2 protein-coding genes and 1 pseudogene are annotated in these 995 nt (G+C 66.5%); 2 read left to right on the top strand and 1 reads right to left on the bottom strand.

Features of this window, described 5'->3' with window-relative positions:
- Positions 1-345 precede the first annotated feature (345 nt).
- Together AC5LSR_RS21945 and AC5LSR_RS21940 are read left to right on the top strand one after the other, a co-directional pair.
- Positions 346-540, top strand: a pseudogene (locus AC5LSR_RS21945) (WD40 repeat domain-containing protein); the annotation flags it as partial.
- Between the two features lie 30 nt (positions 541-570).
- Positions 571-693: a hypothetical protein gene (locus AC5LSR_RS21940; RefSeq protein WP_493468931.1), complete on the top strand. Its 123-nt coding sequence runs from the start codon at positions 571-573 to the stop codon at positions 691-693.
- 136 nt (positions 694-829) lie between these two features.
- Here AC5LSR_RS21940 and AC5LSR_RS21935 read toward each other — a convergent pair.
- A partial coding sequence (locus AC5LSR_RS21935; protein WP_493468932.1) for an endonuclease NucS domain-containing protein occupies positions 830-995 on the bottom strand: 166 nt, incomplete at its 5' end.

Below are 995 nucleotides of genomic sequence, written 5' to 3'. Positions count from 1 at the left end.
GGCGGCATGTACCCACCGTTATCAGACGCCCCCGATCGGCCAACGACGGCCATCGACGGGCAGACCACCGACCACAGACAACGCGGGCCGCCAGCACATCCTTCGGCGCCGCGCGCCTGTTCACCGCCGACGCGGACTGTCCCGAGTGATCCTGATCGACGTCCGCTGACACTCGGCCGGACCCGCCCCCACACAAACCCGGCCCGAAAGGCAAGCCTTTTCCATCGGGCCGGAGCCGAACAACCCACACGACACGCCACCCGGCAGCCGACAGACGCCGAACATCTGATATAAGTCCCGTCAACCATGCCAGACTGGACGTAATTTCAGCCCGGCCGCACCAGCCTGGCAACCGCACTGGCCATCGCACCCGGCAGCGCATGGCTCGCGACCGTCAGCAATGACAAAACGGTGCGGATCTGGGATTCCGCTACGGGACGCCCCACCGCCACCCTCAGTACCGACCCGGCGGAAGCTCCAGCGATCACACCAGACGGTCGTCTGCTCGCCACTATCAGCCATGATCGGACGATCCGAATCTGGGATCGGACGTCCGGAGAGATCATCACTATGATGCGAACCGACAGCGACCCGGTCACCTGTGCCTGGACCGCCGACGGCCGCAGCCTGATCGTTGGCGGTGAGCGAGGGGTGTACCGCTACGAGTTCCGCCCCGGCACTCCGGACAGATAGATCCGGACAGCAGCCCGAAGGCTCGAAGGATGTGAATGCGGGCTGTTATCGCGACAGCGGATTCGCATCCTTCGATTTCTGCGCGCGCCGCTGCGCCGGGGTCGGCGCCCCGTCCACCGCGAAAGAGAATAGAGCGTCAGAACAGGGTGGGGATGGCGGGGGCCAGGCCGCGCAGGGCGTCGTAGTCGACGGTGACGCAGGCCAGGCCGCGGTCCGCGGCAAGCAGGCGGGCCTGTGGGGTGATCGACTGGGCTACCAGGATGCCGCGTACCGGGTGCGGGAGGAAGGGATCGTCCTGGAGA

Source organism: Protofrankia sp. CiP1_Cm_nod4, from assembly GCF_982290645.1.
This window is presented reverse-complemented; position numbering and strand designations above follow the sequence as displayed.

What these genes read in the sequence shown, in the direction of transcription:
- AC5LSR_RS21940 (WP_493468931.1), top strand. Translation starts at nt 571, where the DNA reads ATGATGCGAACCGACAGCGACCCGGTCACCTGTGCCTGGACCGCCGAC.